Origin of the sequence: Bacteroides sp. 43_46, assembly GCF_001915455.1 — a bacterium.
In the GTDB taxonomy this organism is placed as follows: domain Bacteria; phylum Bacteroidota; class Bacteroidia; order Bacteroidales; family Bacteroidaceae; genus Bacteroides; species Bacteroides caccae.
On sequence record NZ_MNQN01000027.1, the window covers coordinates 1 to 15,766 of the forward strand.

Genomic DNA, 15,766 nt, shown 5'->3' on the forward strand with positions numbered 1-15,766 from the left:
GCATAATCAAATTTGTTTTTGTGTTAATAAATTTAGTTTAGTCTTGTCTGTAAGCTTATCGACAACACAAAGATACAATAGTTACATTTCATATACAAGCAATTTTCAATGTGTGTCTTAACTAAATTCTTAACCGGCATAAGTGACCGAAAATCAAGAAACAGCAGCTTCTTCCTTCCTGCTTACAACACTTAAAAGATAACGTCCGGGAAGTTTTATCTTGCCTCCACTGCCACGCAACGTGGCAATCCCACGCCAGATCGCACCGCCGATAGCCCCGAAATTACTTTTAAGGATAATCGCATACTGTTCTGAAGGCGGGATACCGTAGCTACGGAGATTATCGAGCAGCCCCGCATAGTTACGCGATGTCCCGTCAGACGGCGGAAGAAGGGCATCGACAGTCTCCTGCGTCCACTTTTTCCGTTTCCCCGAACCGGAAACATCCCGCCCGCAGGAACTTCCGGAAGAAATCTCCTCCGCTCCTATCTTCTTCCTCTCCGCCTTCTCCCCTGCCGTTTTCAGGGGAGAATTGAAGTGGGGTTGTGCTTTGCTTTGTTGTGCTACGCTATGCTCTGATGTGCTATTCTGTGCTATGCTATGTGTACCTGATGTTACATTTTCGGGAATAAATGTAACATTATCACCCACGCTAACGCTTTTACCGCCCTCCGTTTCCTCACTCCCGAAGGCCGGCTGTTCTTTCATATCAACCTTATTATCAGCCGGTTCATCATCTGCAAGCAGGCAATACCCGGCTTCCAGATGTGAAATGCTGCGGCGACGGGTACTGAAAAGATACTGCCGTTGTATTTCGACGGAAGTCAGGATGCAGCTACGCTCAAAAAGAACCGCGTCGAACAGTCCGTATTCCACCGCCAGACGGACGATACGTTCCACGTCATCAGCGCTCTTCTCGTACAGACCCGCCGAGAGGTCTTCGTAAAACAAACGGTCCGCACGGACATAATACCCCTCGCCCGCATAGATATACGACAGGATTTCCACCAGAATGCCAAGCGCGGAGTCACCCTCACGCTTCATCAGGCGGCGGACGGCACGGTCGTGAATAAAATCCGTATTCAGCGGGAAATAATCCAATCCCTTTTTCTTTATTCTTGCCATAATAATTCTGTTTTTTGATAAATACTCAATATAAAAAACCCGCTTTTACAGCAAGGCTTCTTCCTGCATTCCCGCCTTTTTGCGTTCCATGCTAAGCCTCACTACCTGAAGAGCGTGCAGAATAAGCCGGAGACGTGTTTCCCGGTCCTCAGTCTGTGTTATGACCGGATAGGAAACTCGTCCACCGGACAAAGAGCAATGGGGAAGTTTCTTACCACTGCCGTATTGCCTTCGGCTCAGAGATTTGCGACACTCCTTGCAATATTTATCCGGAGACTGCGTTTTTTTGTTCATATAGAAGGACTCCAACGGAAGCTCACGTTTACAACTCTTGCAAATACTGCTGGATGTAGATTGTTTTGTCGATAAAGATAATGTTGTTTTCATAATGATAATTTTGATTTAAATTCTGAGAAAAAAGTTGTTTATTTGCCGGAGATGTATGTCCGACATGGTGGACATATACGCTTACCATGGTGAATCTAGATATTCATCACAGTGTATATATATGGCTACCGGAGCAGTGATACAAAGGGGATGCAAGGCCGGGGGACGAACTTTTCTGCAACCTTTCGGAAACTTTTCTACGTTTTTCATGGCTATTCTGTTTTTAATTTATATTTTTGAAACATATTTGTAAATTCACCGCTACAAAGATAAACAAGTTTTCATTAAGAAAACATACGGTTTTAGAAATTAATTCTTAAAAAACAGATAACGGATTATTAATGAGCAACTAATACGTTTATGATTTTTTACATCAAAATTAAATGCTAACAAAATGGATACAAATCTGGATGTACCCGGCATCATCAAACGTGCCAAGCAGGCATTAAACCTGAAGAGGGACAGCGAACTGGCTGAATTCCTGGGAGTTTCAAGAGCGACAGTCACCAACTGGGCTGCACGGAACAGTATAGATTTCCGCCTGCTGCTCGACAAATTAGGAAATACGGTAGACTACAACTGGCTATTGTTGGGAAAAGGCAACCCGAAACACCAGTCGAGATTTTGCGAAAGCGAACTGGCACAAGGGGAGGTGCAGATAATTCACAATCCCAAAACAGCCGAACCGGTTGACGACCGCAGCGTGACACTATACGACATCACGGCGGCGGCAAACCTGAAGACGCTGTTCACCAACAAGCACCAGTATGCCTTGGGGAAAATACGGATTCCGAACATATCCGCCTGCGACGGGGCGGTCTACGTCAACGGGGACAGTATGTACCCCATACTGAAATCGGGAGACATCATCGGATATAAGGAGATAAACAGCTTCGAGAACGTTATTTACGGGGAAATATACCTGGTTTCGTTCATGATCGACGGAGACGAGTATCTGGCGGTGAAGTATGCCAACCGGTCCGAAAAGGAAGGATGCATCAAACTGGTGAGCTACAACACCCACCATGAACCAATGGATATACCGTTTGCGGCGATCAATGCAATGGCAATAGTGAAGTTCTCTATACGCAGGCATATGATGATGTAAGTTTTCGTCAGGATGAAAAAGTATTTTAAGTGAAATAATCTGTGTTAATCCATGTAATCCATGGTGAAAAGTCATTATCTTTGCACATTGCAAAGCAGAAAACAATAAAATCACGCTATATAATGGAAAAGAAATTCAAAAGAACCACCGTCACATCGGCCCTGCCGTATGCGAACGGACCTGTCCACATCGGTCATTTGGCCGGTGTATACGTACCGGCAGATATCTATGTGCGCTATCTGCGGTTAAAGAAAGAAGATGTATTATTTATCGGCGGTTCGGACGAACACGGAGTGCCTATCACGATCCGCGCCAAAAAAGAAGGAATCACTCCGCAGGATGTGGTAGACCGTTACCATACGCTGATAAAGAAATCATTCGAAGAATTCGGCATCTCCTTCGATGTGTATAGCCGTACCACTTCACCGACGCACCACCAACTGGCTTCGGATTTCTTCAAAACATTATACAACAAGGGCGAGTTTATCGAAAAAACATCCGAACAATATTACGACGAGGAAGCAAAAACATTCCTTGCCGACCGTTATATCACCGGCGAATGTCCTCACTGCCACTCGGAAGGTGCCTATGGCGACCAATGCGAAAAGTGCGGTACTTCACTCTCACCGACAGACCTTATCAACCCGAAAAGCGCCATTAGCGGCAGCAAACCGGTGATGAAAGAAACCAAACACTGGTATCTCCCCCTCGACAAGCACGAAGGCTGGCTGCGCAAATGGATTCTGGAAGACCATAAAGAATGGCGCCCGAACGTGTACGGACAATGCAAAAGCTGGCTCGACATGGGGTTGCAACCACGCGCCGTAAGCCGTGACCTCGACTGGGGTATCCCTGTTCCCGTGGAAGGCGCAGAAGGAAAAGTCCTCTACGTTTGGTTCGACGCGCCTATCGGCTACATCTCCAACACGAAAGAACTTCTTCCGGACAGCTGGGAGACATGGTGGAAAGATCCCGAAACCCGTTTGATCCATTTTATCGGAAAAGACAATATCGTGTTCCACTGCATCGTATTCCCTGCCATGCTGAAAGCAGAAGGCAGCTATATCCTGCCGGACAACGTGCCCAGCAACGAATTCCTGAACCTCGAAGGAGACAAAATCTCCACTTCCCGCAACTGGGCTGTATGGTTGCACGAATATCTGGCCGATTTCCCCGGTAAACAGGACGTACTCCGCTATGTGTTGACTGCCAATGCACCGGAAACAAAAGACAACGACTTCACCTGGAAAGACTTTCAGGCCCGTAATAACAACGAACTGGTAGCCGTATACGGCAACTTTGTGAACCGTGCAATGGTGCTGACTCAGAAATACTTCGACGGATGCGTACCCGCACAAGGCGAGCTGACCGACTACGACAAAGAAACGCTGAAAGAATTTGCAGACGTAAAAGCCGAAGTAGAAAAGCTGCTCGACGTATTCAAATTCCGCGACGCACAGAAAGAAGCCATGAACCTGGCACGTATCGGAAACAAATACCTGGCTGACACCGAACCGTGGAAACTGGCGAAAACTGACATGGAACGTGTGGGAACAATCCTGAACATCTCCCTGCAACTGGTTGCCAATCTGGCGATCGCTTTTGACCCGTTCCTGCCGTTCAGCTCGGAAAAACTCCGCAAGATGTTGAACATGGACACCTTCGAATGGTCCGAACTGGGGAAAGACAACCTGCTCCCCGTCGGTCACCAGTTGAACAAGCCGGAACTGCTGTTCGAAAAGATCGAAGATGCCACAATAGAAGCACAGGTACAGAAGTTGCTTGACACGAAGAAAGCAAACGAAGAAGCCAGTTATAAGGCGAATCCGATTCGGGCAAACATCGAATTTGACGACTTCACAAAGTTGGATATCCGCGTAGGAACGATCCTCGAATGCCAGAAAGTACCGAAGGCAGACAAGTTGCTGCAATTCAAGATTGACGACGGTCTGGAAACGCGTACGATCGTGTCGGGCATTGCCAAGCATTACAAACCTGAAGAATTGGTAGGCAAACAAGTTTGTTTCATCGCCAACCTTGCCCCCCGCAAACTGAAAGGTATCGTCAGCGAAGGCATGATTCTGAGTGCCGAGAACAACGACGGCAGCCTGGCAGTCATTATGCCGGAACGGGAAGTGAAGCCGGGTAGTGAAGTGAAATAATGAAATGAGCGAGGAACAATCACTAAAGGACAAAACAGCCAAAGGATTATTCTGGGGAGGGTTCAGCAACGGTATACAACAGTTGCTGAATCTCGTTTTCGGAATATTTATCGCCCGGTTGCTCACCCCGTCGGATTATGGAATGGTGGGGATGTTAGCGATTTTCTCCCTCATAGCCGGCTCGATACAGGAGAGCGGCTTCACGGCCGCTCTTGTCAACAAGAAAGAGGTGACACACAAAGATTACAATGCTGTATTCTGGTTTAATATCATAACCAGCCTGTGCCTGTATCTGGTGTTGTTCTTGTGCGCGCCACTCATAGCCTATTTCTACAAGGTTCCCGAACTGACGCCGTTGGCACGTTATTCTTTTACAGGCTTTTTCATCGCCAGTCTGGGAATCTCACACAGTGCTTATCTAAAACGGAATCTAATGGTCAAGCAGCAGGCCATGTCCTCGGTGATCGGACTGACCGTATCCGGCATTGCGGGGGTCACGCTGGCTTATCTCGGCTTTTCCTACTGGGGATATGCCACGCAAAGCATTGTCTACGTAGCTGTCAACACTGCCTGTTACTGGCATTTCACCCGTTGGCGGCCTACGCTTCAATTCAGCCTCGCGCCCATAAAAGAAATGTTCGGATTCAGTGGTAAACTGTTAATTACCAACATATTCAATCACATCAACAACAATCTCTTCTCCGTCATATTGGGTAAGTACTACTCCAAGATAGAAGTGGGCTATTACAACCAGTCCAACAAATGGTGCGGCATGGGACAACAATTCATACTGGGCATGATAAACGGAGTGGCACAACCGGTACTTGCGAAAATATCGGAAGATACCGACCGACAGCAACGGGTATTCCGCAAGATGTTGCGTTTCACCGCCTTCATCTCATTTCCCGCCATGCTGGGACTGGGAATCATTGCAGAAGAATTAATCGTTATCTCCATTACCGACAAATGGTACTCCAGCGTATCTATCATGCAGATATTATGTATCAGCGGAGCTTTTGTCCCCATTGCCAACCTTTACCAGCAACTTATCATCAGCAAAGGAAAGTCACGCATCTTTATGTGGAACATCATAATCCTCGGCATGATCCTGCTCACAGGCGTTCTTCTGGTACATTCTTACGGAATATATGCCATGCTTGCCATGTATGTCTCGACCAATATACTATGGCTACTGAGGTGGCATCACTTCGTGCAGCTTGAAATCGGGTTGAAACTACGCCATGCACTGGCCGATATTCTTCCCTACGCCATCATAGCAGCCTCCGTCATGGCAGTTACCTACTACACCGCCCGCCCTATCGAAAACATCTATGTTCGCCTGGCAAGCAAGATACTACTGGCAATGGCACTTTATGCGGCAGCCATGTGGGCGAGCCGTTCGGTAACTTTCAAGGAAACCATACACTATTTTATCAAAAAGAAAAGCGCATGAAACTACTCGCTCTCGTCACACTCTATTATCCACCCGCACACATCACCGACAACCTTCTTACTTATGCAGAAGATGTGGACGGATTGTTTGTCTGGGACAATACCCCCGGAGGCAGTAACTATCAATTTCCGGAATCTATCTCCCACAAAATAGTCAGGTTACGCCAAGGGGAAAACACCGGTATCGGCAAAGCACTCAATGCCGCAGCGATGTTCGCCCTCGACAACGGATATACTTACCTGCTGACAATGGATCAGGACAGCGCTTTTACCGCTTCCACATTCAAAGACTATATCCGTATTATCAACAATGACAAAGACAGTTCCCATTTTGCTTATATTCCTCTCATCAATGCTTCTGGCACAGACAGCAATGCGCCGCTCAAAGAAGCACAGGGGATGATTATCTCCGGAAGTATTTTTCCGTTGAGAACGATACAAAAAGTCGGTCTGTATCTTGACAAATTTGTCATGGACGCCATTGATACGGAATATTTCCTGCGCATCCGCCGCCATACCGGAAAAGTCATGCTCGTACCTGCCGCCAACCTGAAACATGAACTGGGACATCCGCTCCGGAAACAAATACTCATCTGGCACCCGATGTCACTCAACTACTCCCCGGTGCGTACCTACTACATAGCCCGTAACTTCTTGTACCTCAACAAGCAATACGCCGAGTTCAAACGTCCCGAACTGCTTTGGAAGCTCATTTGGGAGCGTCCTTTCTATATCCTTTTTATGGAAGAAAACAAATGGGAGAAACTGAAAGCACTCGCCAGAGGTATCTGGCAAGGCTGGAGAAAAGATCTCAACCACGACTGTTATTTCAAAAAGCTCAACCCAAACCCCAAGCACCATGAGCGCGAATAACCTTACAACCACCTATCGCCTGCTGAACAGTTCTTTCAGGAAGACGATGATTTTTCACTTGGGCATAGACGCGGGATTCTTCACCGAATATACCTATATGCTTCATGCAATGCTCTATTGCCTGCAACACAAGATACAGTTCAAGCTCTATTCCGACGATGCCAACTTCGGTTGGGAGAAAGGTTGGACAGACTGTTTCGTCCCCTTCTGTGAGGAAGTGCACGAAGCGTTTCACCACACCTACAACACCCACCGCCTGCCTTCGTGGAAAGCATTGATGAAGGACAAGAAATTGCCCAAGACCAAACTGATGAAATGGAAACTGAAAGCAACCTGCAAGAATATAACCGGAGAGACTCTCGCTTTCCTGACCTATAAAAAACCGGTATTACTGAACTGCCACCTGAAGTTCGAGCCCAACCAACACTTCCACATCCCCGAACTGGGTATAGACGGGGATTATCTCCATGCTTTCCGGAAAATGACGGAAATCACGTGGAAGTTGAACGAAGTAACCGGACGAGAATGCCAACACCTGGCAGACAACCTGCAACTCCCGCAAGAATACATCGGTTGCCAGATACGCGGAGGCGACAAGATCACCGAAACCAACCTGCTTCCGGCAGAGTATTACATACGCCTCATCAAACAGAAAACCGATTTGCGCGATGTCTTCGTGCTGACAGATGATTACCGCATCTTCCGGCAAGTACAGTCGCTCGCCCCGGACATACGTTGGTATACCCTATGCGATTCCGGCGAGAAAGGATATGTCAACAGTGCTTTCACGCAAACGACGAAAGAGTTGAAACAGAAGCAAATGACTCGTTTCCTTTCTTCCATACAGCTACTGATGAACGCTTCCATATTCACAGGAAGCATCACCACCGGGCCCAGCCTGTTCCTGCTCAAGAAGTTCTATCCGGACATCAGTCCTGCCGACTGTCTGCTTGAGGATTTCCCGCAAGCAGCCACCCTCCCTATCCCGGGACGCAGCCAAATGGCGGCGGAATTTCTACAAGGAAACTTAAAGTTATAGGAACTTGTCAATTTAATCACTACATTTGTATCATAACGTGCATCAACCGTTTCCAATGGACAAGAAATATACAGCAAAAGAACTTGATTTGTTACATGCCGAGCTTTACGACATATTGGGAGAAACCATTCGTATCTGTCGGAAACACGACATCCCGTATTTTGTGATAGGCGGTACTGCAATCGGGGCACTCTATGACCGGGCGATACTGCCTTGGGACGACGATATAGATATCGGCATGGCACGGAAAGACTACAACAGATTTCTCGAAGTAGCCCCCCGGGAGCTGGGCGATTCCTACTTCCTTTCATGGATAGAAACAGATCCGCACAGCCCTTATTACTATGCCAAAGTCAAGAAAAACAATACCCTCTTTGTAGAAGAAATGTTCAAGAATGTCCCGATGCATCCGGGTATTTTTGTAGATATATTCCCGTTCGACAGGATACCCGACAACAAGCTGTTGCGGAAATTACAGTACGACGCAGCCGGTTTCCTCAAATGTTGCCTCATGGGAAAAGAGATATGGATGTGGAAACACTTCGGCAAATGCGAGATAGAACATCCCACAGACCGGGGAGCCTTCTCCTGCTTCTTGAATAAAGCAGTCGATGTTCTTTTCTCGAAGAAAGCAATTTACCGTATGCTGGTAGCCGTTCAAAGCTGCTTCAATTCATGGAACACGAAGTATTTCAACAACGTGATGACTACCACCGACCACGTGACCGGAGAAAGCCTCCGCCACCTGCAACCGGTGCCGTTCGGACCGCTCACAGTGAACGCTCCCGACAACCTGGAAGGTTTCCTGCGATACAACTACCCGACCCTGCACCGATATACAGAGGAAGAACAGGAGAAAGTGAACAATCACTACCCTGCCGCCCTTTCATTCAGTACGACTCCAAAACAAGAACTATGAATATGAAACCCGCTTTAGTAGATGTACCGGTACTGATACTGTTCTTCAACCGCCCGCAACAATTATCGCAAGTGTTCGAGCAGGTAAAGAAAGCACGCCCGTCACGGCTGTTTCTCTATCAGGACGGAGCACGAAACGAACACGACCTTCCCGGGATAAAAGCCTGCCGCGAAATCGTGTCGCAGATAGACTGGGAGTGCGAAGTAGAACGGTTCTATCAGGAAAAGAACTTCGGTTGCGACCCCTCGGAATATATATCGCAGAAATGGGCTTTCTCAAAAGTCGACAAATGCATTGTACTGGAAGATGATGATGTGCCGTCAGTCTCTTTCTTCCGTTTCTGCAAGGAAATGCTGGACAAGTACGAACATGACACCCGCATCAGCATGATTGCCGGATTCAACCCCGAAGAAATCAGCAAAGACATCCCTTACGACTATTTCTTCGCCACCACCTTCTCTATCTGGGGGTGGGCAAGCTGGAAACGTGTCGTAGACCAATGGGACGAGTTCTATACTTTTCTGGACGACTCCTTCAATATGCAGCAACTCGAACAACTCATCAAAGAACGCAAGTTCCGGAGCGACTTCATCTATATGTGCCGGCGTCATCGCGAACACCAGAAGGCTTTTTACGAAACCATTTTCCATGCCTCCATACTGTTCAACTCCGGACTGAGCATTGTGCCCACACGCAACATGATTAACAACTTGGGAGCAACGGCGGATTCCACCCACTTTGCCGGTTCCGTCCATACGCTGCCCAAAGGTTACCGCCGCATTTTCACCATGAAGCGTTACGAAGCGGAGTTTCCTCTGAAACATCCCCGCTACGTCATTGAAAATGTAGCGTACAAAAAAAGCGTCTACCGCATCATGTGCTGGGACCACCCGTGGATAAAGATAGGACGCTCGTTCGAGGAACTGTTCCTCAACCTGAAATACGGTAATTTTTCTATCATTACGAAAGCTGTTAAAAACCGAATAAACAAATGGCTGAAGAGAAACAAACATCACTAAAACCACTTACGATTTATTTCTACCATACCCGCCTCACGCGGGAAAGTTACGAGGAATGGAAAGAGTATAAATTCCCCGGACATATCTTGTACGGACTTCCATTGCTGGAAAAACACGGGATACGTTCCGTCATGCACAAGTGCCGGTACTTCTCAAGCCGCCTGAGGCTCATGCTCTACGCAACGAAAGAAATTCTGTTCTGCAAGGAGAAATATCAGGTGCTCTACGCCACCTCTTTCCGTGGTATCGAACCGGTGATTTTCCTCCGTGCACTGGGGCTATACCGCAAGCCGATCGTTATCTGGCACCACACGGCAGTAGTCAACAGTTCCGGTTTCGCACGCGAACAAATATCCCGCCTTTTCTATAAAGGCATAGACAAGATGTTCCTGTTCAGCCGGAAGCTCATTCAGGATTCGTTGAAAACCCGGAAAGCGCCTGCCCATAAACTAAAACTGGTACACTGGGGACCGGACCTCCCTTTCTATGACCACCTGTTGGCGGAAATGCCTGACCGCAAACCGGAAGGCTTTATCTCTACCGGCAAAGAAAACCGGGACGTAAGCACTCTCTTCCAGGCATTTGCCGCCACTAAAGAGAAACTCGACTTATATATCGCCGTCTCATGCGGTAACATCAATTATAAAAACATCATTGACGATTTCACCCTGCCCGACTCTATCCATGTACATTACACCGACGGAGTAATCCCCTACGAGCTTGCCAAACTGGTGGCGCGGAAAAGCTGTATTGTCATCTGTTGTCTGGATTTTCCCTATACCGTAGGGCTCACCACACTCGTAGAAGCATTTGCTCTCGGCATTCCCGTCATTTGTTCGCGTAACCCCAATTTCGAAATTGACATCGACAAGGAAGGAATCGGCATTACCGTAGAATACGGTGATGTGCAGGGTTGGACAGACGCTATCCGCTACATCGCCGACCACCCCGAAGAGGCACGACGCATGGGCAACAACGCCCGCAAACTGGCGGAAGAACGTTTCAATCTCGAAATCTTTTCACGTGAAATAGCAGAAAGCTTGCAGGAAATATCAAACTTTTCCTCTAAAAACCGTACATTTGCATAAACTTTTATGCACATGAGAGTCCTGATTATAAATACGTCTGAACGAATCGGAGGAGCCGCCATTGCAGCCGGCCGGTTAATGGAATCACTCAAGAATAATGGTATTAAAGCCAAAATGCTGGTGCGCGACAAGCAAACGGACCAGATCAGCGTTGTGGGTTTGAAGCGCAGCTGGCTGCAAGTATGGAAGTTCATGTGGGAACGCATCGTTATCTGGAGCGCCAACCGTTTCCAACGGTATCATCTGTTCGATGTAGACATTGCCAACACGGGAACGGACATTACCTCTCTTCCGGAATTTCGGCAGGCAGACGTCATTCACCTGCACTGGATCAATCAGGGAATGCTTTCATTGAAAAACATCCGGAAGATACTTACTTCCGGCAAACCGGTCGTCTGGACAATGCATGATATGTGGCCCTGCACCGGTATCTGCCATTATGCACGCGAATGCACGAACTATCAACAGGAGTGCCACAACTGCCCGTACATCTACAAAGGCGGTAGCAAGAAAGATTTATCTTACCGCACTTTCCGTAAGAAACAGAAATTGTATAGCAACGCCCCCGTTCATTTCGTCACTTGCAGCCGTTGGTTGAAGGAACAGGCCCAGGTCAGCAGGCTGTTCGAAGGGAAAAGCGTTATCAACATCCCGAACGCGATCAATACCAACCTGTTCAAGCCACAGAACAAGGAAGAGGCACGGGCCAAATGTATGTTGCCGCAAAACAAGAAGATGATTCTGTTCGGCTCGGTAAAGATCACCGATAAGCGGAAAGGGGCCGAATATTTAATCGAAGCCTGCAAACTGCTGGCTGAGAAACATCCGGAATGGAAAGAGTCGCTGGGAGTCGTCGTATTCGGCAACCAGTCCCAACAGTTGCAGGAACAGATTCCTTTCCATGTCTACCCGTTGCCTTACATCAAGAATGAGCACGAAGTGGTCAATATATATAATGCCGTAGACTTGTTTGTCATTCCTTCGCTGGAAGAAAATCTTCCCAACATGATTATGGAAGCAATGGCGTGCGGCGTTCCTTGCGTAGGATTCAATGTCGGCGGCATCCCCGAAATGATTGACCACCTGCACAACGGATATGTGGCCCGATACAAATCTTCGGAGGACTTTGCCAACGGTATACACTGGATACTGACGGACCCGGAATATGACGAGCTTTCCGCACAAGCCTGCCGCAAGGTATTAGGCAACTATTCCGAAAGCATTATTGCCAAGAAATATACGGATCTCTACAATAAAGTAACGGGGAAATATGCATAGCGTTCATCCTACTCCCAAGTTTTCGGTCATCACGGTGACCTATAATGCGGAAAAGGTACTCGAAGATACCATTCAAAGTGTGATTGCGCAGACCTATCATCACGTAGAATATATCATCGTGGACGGAGCCTCCAAAGATGGCACTTTATCTATCATCGACAGATACCGCCCACGGATACATACTGTTGTCAGCGAACCGGACAAGGGACTGTATGACGCCATGAACAAAGGAATTGCCCTCGCCAGCGGCGACTATCTCTGCTTTCTGAACGCAGGCGACTGCTTTCACGAAGACGACACGCTGCAACAAATGGTGCACACTATCAATGGTAACGAACTTCCCGACGTACTTTACGGAGAAACGGCTATCGTAGACGAGAAGAGGCATTTCCAACGTATGCGCCGTCTATCTGCCCCGGAAGTATTAACCTGGAAAAGCTTCAAACAGGGAATGCTGGTCTGCCACCAGGCATTCTTCGCCCGCCATACGCTGGTGGAGCCATACGACTTAAAGTTCCGTTATTCCGCTGACTTCGACTGGTGCGTCCGCATCATGAAGAAAGCCCGCACATTGCACAATACGCACCTGACAATCATCGACTATCTTGACGAAGGTATGACCACCCAAAACCGGAAGGCTTCTCTCAAAGAAAGATTCCGCATCATGGCAAAACATTACGGGCTGATAAGTACAGTGGCACATCATGCATGGTTTGTCCTCCGGCTATTCCTCAAACCGGGACAATAAGCGCGTTGCCTAAACCGGTAACGCAAGTAATTGGTACATTAATGTACGTGCCATACGCTCCTGCCCTTTCGTGTTAGGGTGCAGACGATCGAAACCCGAATCATAAAAATAGATAAGTTGTTCCTCAATCATCGGATTCATCCCTGTCACCGAGTTAAAGTCTATCACAGGAAGCCCCCAGAGATTACCGGCTTCTTTGACTGCCTGTACATAAGCGTCCACATATTCACCGCAACTATTCTGGTAGTTCTCATCCGGCTGCACGTTCGTTTCTCCGAAATTGGCAAACGCACGATGCAACGGAGTCAGCAGAATGATTTGTTTATCAGGAAACAGCTGTTTCATCCGCGTTATCCCTATATTGATACGTCCTTTATAGGTATTACTGTCCATTACAGGGGTTCGTTTCTTGCAAGTCTCCATTTTCTTCATTTCGCCACGGGCCGCCAACACTTGTTCTTCCGTTTCCGTAAACCATTCGCCAATAGGTATACCGGCATTAAAATCATTCGTACCCATCAGGACAATGATTGCATCCACTTCCTCTCCATGTTCTTTCATCAATTGCTCCGCCTGCCGGGGCACATCGTTCCATTGTCGCCCGCTTATTCCATATACATAAGGAGTAATCCCCAACCATTCTTGTAGAAAGTCCCAGTACTTTTTAATCTTATTACCATAGCAGTTAGGATCTGTAATAGAATCTCCTATATATCCTACCTTCTTCCCTTGCCACGGATGTTGAACCCACCCGCTATGACTGTTCTCACCGGAGTTTACGACTTTAGAAGCTTGACTCTGTCCATGCAGAAAACAAGTACAGAATAATAGAGCTGTACACGTTAGTAATAACTTGCTTTTCATTGGTATTCTATATTAAATGAGACATTTTTATTCAATAGACAGCAAATGTAACTCAAAAATATACAAATCCAATCAATAAATCGATAAACTGTTCATTCATCCGGCATTTTAAAAGTGTAAGGAAAATCTTCTTTCATTGGATATGTTTTCTCTGATTGAAAGAAGGCGCGATTTAATTTAAACCCATAGGTCTTTCCTTTCTCCAGCTTACTTCTATCTAATATAATACAAAAAGTATATTTATCTTTCCAAAACGGCTGATAGTCTGTATAAGGTGGCGATATTCTTTTATCATCCAACGGCCTTATACCATAAGCACCAAACATAGGTTTAGAGAAACGTATTTGTATAGTATCAATACCTAAAGGTAATATGCTATTTGAAATAGGAAATATATCTGTAATATAGGGTTCTTTATTATCGTACTCTTTCAATACATTATCAAAATCAGATGCCGTATAGTTGACAAAACTTACTATCTCAGGCATAAAATCCTTAATGGTAGAATACAAATTACGATGATTACGAAAATGTTCCATAAACGTCATGCTTCTTTCCATCCAGATAAAACCTTCATGTTGCCTCCATGCAGTTAAATGTGTAGCAGTGAATCCCCTATTAGGGTTATCTTTAAAATACATGATAGTCAATAGGTTGTTAAACCATTCTATCATCGTTGAATTGGTACTTCCATAAGCCAGTTTGGCCATCTTTTCTTTCACGTGAGGATAAATTATTTGCGAAGCAGAATCAATCTGAGACCAATATTGAGCAAGGCAAGGATTAGTATAGTGGTGTAACAACTCATGTACAATGACAGTTATAAGGAATCTACTATACGCCGGGTTTCCTTCTTTATCGGTACTACATCCAATAACAATTCCACGTTTTTCTCCCTTTGTTATTCCATTAAAAGCATAATTACCAGGTCCATTACAAAGAGATGCAACCACTATTGTATTTTCAGGTCCTTCGCCAAACATAGATTTAAACCACTCTGCATTCAGATCGACAAGAATAGTATTCAATCTAGTTTCAGCTATATCATATAAGCCACGATGCAGTGTATAGAAATCCTTAAATTTTGTTTGTCTATAAAAATCATTCAATAAACGGACAAATGTTCTGAAACTTTCCTCTGTCCACCTACTGTCAATCATACTTATCTTTGATGCGTCACATTGTGGATCAATAATCACTTTCCCTCTCTTTATCTCAATACATCCAGTTGCCGCAGGTACAGCATCATAAGCTATTCCTTGCTCCTCTCTTATCTTTTTGATGTAAGAGATGAGCTTATGTTCTCTATATTTTGAGAAGTAATTATCAATATCGGCTGTATAACCGGGGATAGTATTATTTATATACTCTTCCGCACCAGCCAATCGAAATGCAATACTTGTCAACTCAAAGCTTTCTTTTACTTGGCTTTTAACCTGTGCTGATATATTATTAATCGCACACAATAGCATTATTGTCCATAAAGTTGTTTTCATATATTGTCTCTTTATAACTATTTAATAAGCATATCTAACTCTTTCAACTGCACATCCCCTATATGTTCCCACTTAGCAACGACTTTTCCTTCTTTATCAATCAAGACATAAAATGGAATAGCATCACAATTGTATAGGTACGACAGGTTATTCTCCTTTTCATCTTTCTCATTCGTCTCAGAACTTAAAATTTGTGGCCAAACATTCA

General features: G+C 46.0%; 14 protein-coding genes and 1 pseudogene. 10 read left to right on the forward strand and 5 right to left on the reverse strand.

The window, feature by feature from the left end; all coding sequences use genetic code 11:
• Positions 1–153: 153 nt before the first annotated feature.
• Together BHV72_RS02720 and BHV72_RS02725 are read right to left on the reverse strand one after the other, a co-directional pair.
• The gene (locus BHV72_RS02720) at positions 154–1,125 is read right to left on the reverse strand and encodes a DUF4373 domain-containing protein (RefSeq protein WP_022042498.1); all 972 of its coding nucleotides are present in this window, start codon (positions 1,123–1,125) and stop codon (positions 154–156) included.
• A gap of 45 nt (positions 1,126–1,170) precedes the next feature.
• A complete protein-coding gene (locus BHV72_RS02725) occupies positions 1,171–1,512 on the reverse strand; it encodes a hypothetical protein (RefSeq protein WP_022042499.1) in 342 nt (113 codons plus the stop codon).
• A 394-nt stretch (positions 1,513–1,906) separates the two neighbouring features.
• Here BHV72_RS02725 and BHV72_RS02730 point away from each other — a divergent pair, with 394 nt between their 5' ends.
• From BHV72_RS02730 to BHV72_RS02775, 10 genes are all read left to right on the forward strand, one after another.
• Positions 1,907–2,620: a LexA family transcriptional regulator gene (locus BHV72_RS02730; RefSeq protein ID WP_022042501.1), complete on the forward strand. Its 714-nt coding sequence runs from the start codon at positions 1,907–1,909 to the stop codon at positions 2,618–2,620.
• 122 nt (positions 2,621–2,742) lie between these two features.
• Positions 2,743–4,782, forward strand: a complete 2,040-nt coding sequence (gene metG, locus BHV72_RS02735) for a methionine--tRNA ligase (RefSeq protein WP_005676621.1) — start codon at positions 2,743–2,745, stop codon at positions 4,780–4,782.
• Positions 4,783–4,786: 4 nt separating this feature from the next.
• On the forward strand, positions 4,787–6,235 hold the full coding sequence (gene wzx / locus BHV72_RS02740) for an O-glycosylation flippase (protein WP_022042502.1): 1,449 nt from the start codon (positions 4,787–4,789) through the stop codon (positions 6,233–6,235).
• Positions 6,232–7,107, forward strand: coding sequence for a glycosyltransferase family 2 protein (locus tag BHV72_RS02745; protein WP_022042503.1), 876 nt, complete (start codon positions 6,232–6,234; stop codon positions 7,105–7,107). The genes wzx and BHV72_RS02745 overlap by 4 nt, the downstream gene beginning before the upstream one ends.
• Complete coding sequence (locus tag BHV72_RS02750) at positions 7,094–8,146, forward strand: hypothetical protein (RefSeq protein WP_122365343.1); 1,053 nt, start codon at positions 7,094–7,096, stop codon at positions 8,144–8,146. The genes BHV72_RS02745 and BHV72_RS02750 overlap by 14 nt, the downstream gene beginning before the upstream one ends.
• Before the next feature lie 55 nt (positions 8,147–8,201).
• The gene (locus BHV72_RS02755; RefSeq protein ID WP_055169785.1) at positions 8,202–9,065 is read left to right on the forward strand and encodes a LicD family protein; all 864 of its coding nucleotides are present in this window, start codon (positions 8,202–8,204) and stop codon (positions 9,063–9,065) included.
• A gap of 2 nt (positions 9,066–9,067) precedes the next feature.
• Positions 9,068–10,084, forward strand: a complete 1,017-nt coding sequence (locus BHV72_RS02760; RefSeq protein ID WP_195414556.1) for a hemolysin activation protein — start codon at positions 9,068–9,070, stop codon at positions 10,082–10,084.
• Positions 10,057–11,172: a glycosyltransferase gene (locus BHV72_RS02765; protein WP_286854375.1), complete on the forward strand. Its 1,116-nt coding sequence runs from the start codon at positions 10,057–10,059 to the stop codon at positions 11,170–11,172. Before BHV72_RS02760 ends, BHV72_RS02765 begins: the two co-directional genes overlap by 28 nt.
• 12 nt (positions 11,173–11,184) lie before the next feature.
• A complete protein-coding gene (locus BHV72_RS02770) occupies positions 11,185–12,450 on the forward strand; it encodes a glycosyltransferase family 4 protein (protein WP_055255822.1) in 1,266 nt (421 codons plus the stop codon).
• A complete protein-coding gene (locus tag BHV72_RS02775) occupies positions 12,443–13,198 on the forward strand; it encodes a glycosyltransferase family 2 protein (RefSeq protein ID WP_217298590.1) in 756 nt (251 codons plus the stop codon). Before BHV72_RS02770 ends, BHV72_RS02775 begins: the two co-directional genes overlap by 8 nt.
• Before the next feature lie 9 nt (positions 13,199–13,207).
• On the opposite strand, the gene BHV72_RS02780 is transcribed toward BHV72_RS02775, so the two are convergent.
• From BHV72_RS02780 to BHV72_RS02790, 3 genes and pseudogenes are all read right to left on the reverse strand, one after another.
• Entirely contained in the window at positions 13,208–14,062 is an 855-nt protein-coding gene (locus BHV72_RS02780; RefSeq protein WP_286854380.1) for an SGNH/GDSL hydrolase family protein, read from the reverse strand.
• A 92-nt stretch (positions 14,063–14,154) separates the two neighbouring features.
• Positions 14,155–15,558 (reverse strand): DUF4932 domain-containing protein, encoded by a 1,404-nt coding sequence (locus BHV72_RS02785; protein WP_005676636.1) that lies wholly within the window; start codon positions 15,556–15,558, stop codon positions 14,155–14,157.
• 17 nt (positions 15,559–15,575) lie between these two features.
• Positions 15,576–15,766, reverse strand: a pseudogene (locus BHV72_RS02790) (hypothetical protein); the annotation flags it as partial.

Excerpts from the sequence above, each read along its gene's own strand:
- BHV72_RS02720 (WP_022042498.1), bottom strand. The coding sequence starts at position 1,125 with ATGGCAAGAATAAAGAAAAAGGGATTGGATTATTTCCCGCTGAATACG.
- BHV72_RS02725 (WP_022042499.1), bottom strand. The coding sequence starts at position 1,512 with ATGAAAACAACATTATCTTTATCGACAAAACAATCTACATCCAGCAGT.
- BHV72_RS02730 (WP_022042501.1), top strand. The coding sequence starts at position 1,907 with ATGGATACAAATCTGGATGTACCCGGCATCATCAAACGTGCCAAGCAG.
- metG (WP_005676621.1), top strand. The coding sequence starts at position 2,743 with ATGGAAAAGAAATTCAAAAGAACCACCGTCACATCGGCCCTGCCGTAT.
- wzx (WP_022042502.1), top strand. The coding sequence starts at position 4,787 with ATGAGCGAGGAACAATCACTAAAGGACAAAACAGCCAAAGGATTATTC.
- BHV72_RS02745 (WP_022042503.1), top strand. The coding sequence starts at position 6,232 with ATGAAACTACTCGCTCTCGTCACACTCTATTATCCACCCGCACACATC.
- BHV72_RS02750 (WP_122365343.1), top strand. The coding sequence starts at position 7,094 with ATGAGCGCGAATAACCTTACAACCACCTATCGCCTGCTGAACAGTTCT.
- BHV72_RS02755 (WP_055169785.1), top strand. The coding sequence starts at position 8,202 with ATGGACAAGAAATATACAGCAAAAGAACTTGATTTGTTACATGCCGAG.
- BHV72_RS02760 (WP_195414556.1), top strand. The coding sequence starts at position 9,068 with ATGAAACCCGCTTTAGTAGATGTACCGGTACTGATACTGTTCTTCAAC.
- BHV72_RS02765 (WP_286854375.1), top strand. The coding sequence starts at position 10,057 with ATGGCTGAAGAGAAACAAACATCACTAAAACCACTTACGATTTATTTC.
- BHV72_RS02770 (WP_055255822.1), top strand. The coding sequence starts at position 11,185 with ATGAGAGTCCTGATTATAAATACGTCTGAACGAATCGGAGGAGCCGCC.
- BHV72_RS02775 (WP_217298590.1), top strand. The coding sequence starts at position 12,443 with ATGCATAGCGTTCATCCTACTCCCAAGTTTTCGGTCATCACGGTGACC.
- BHV72_RS02780 (WP_286854380.1), bottom strand. The coding sequence starts at position 14,062 with ATGAAAAGCAAGTTATTACTAACGTGTACAGCTCTATTATTCTGTACT.
- BHV72_RS02785 (WP_005676636.1), bottom strand. The coding sequence starts at position 15,558 with ATGAAAACAACTTTATGGACAATAATGCTATTGTGTGCGATTAATAAT.